General features: G+C 62.3%; 1 pseudogene. It reads left to right on the plus strand.

The features are described from left to right. A pseudogene (locus tag IG65_RS35540) lies at window positions 1–586 on the plus strand (hypothetical protein); the annotation flags it as partial.

Here is a 586-nt window from a genome sequence, read left to right on the forward strand (position 1 = left end):
CGACACCAAGCTCGGTGCCGAGGAGATCACTCGTGATATCCCGAACGTGTCCGATGAGGTGCTGGCGGATCTGGACGAGCGTGGCATCGTGCGCATCGGCGCCGAGGTGCGTGACGGCGACATCCTGGTCGGCAAGGTGACCCCGAAGGGTGAGACCGAGCTGACTCCCGAGGAGCGGTTGCTGCGTGCGATCTTCGGTGAGAAGGCCCGCGAAGTCCGTGACACGTCGTTGAAGGTGCCCCACGGTGAGTCGGGCAAGGTGATCGGTATTCGCGTGTTCTCGCGTGAGGACGACGACGATCTGCCTCCGGGTGTGAACGAGCTGGTCCGCGTGTATGTGGCGCAGAAGCGCAAGATTCAGGATGGTGACAAGCTCGCCGGCCGGCACGGCAACAAGGGTGTTATCGGCAAGATCCTGCCGAAGGAGGATATGCCGTTCATGCCCGACGGCACTCCGGTCGACATCATCTTGAACACTCATGGTCGCGACGGCGAGACCATGGTCGACGCCAACGGTAAGTCGGTGTTGTTCGATGGTCGTTCGGGTGAGCCGTTCCCGTATCCGGTGGCGGTGGGGTACATGTAC

Source organism: Nocardia sp. NRRL WC-3656 (genome assembly GCF_000720265.1).
GTDB lineage: Bacteria > Actinomycetota > Actinomycetes > Mycobacteriales > Mycobacteriaceae > Nocardia > Nocardia nova.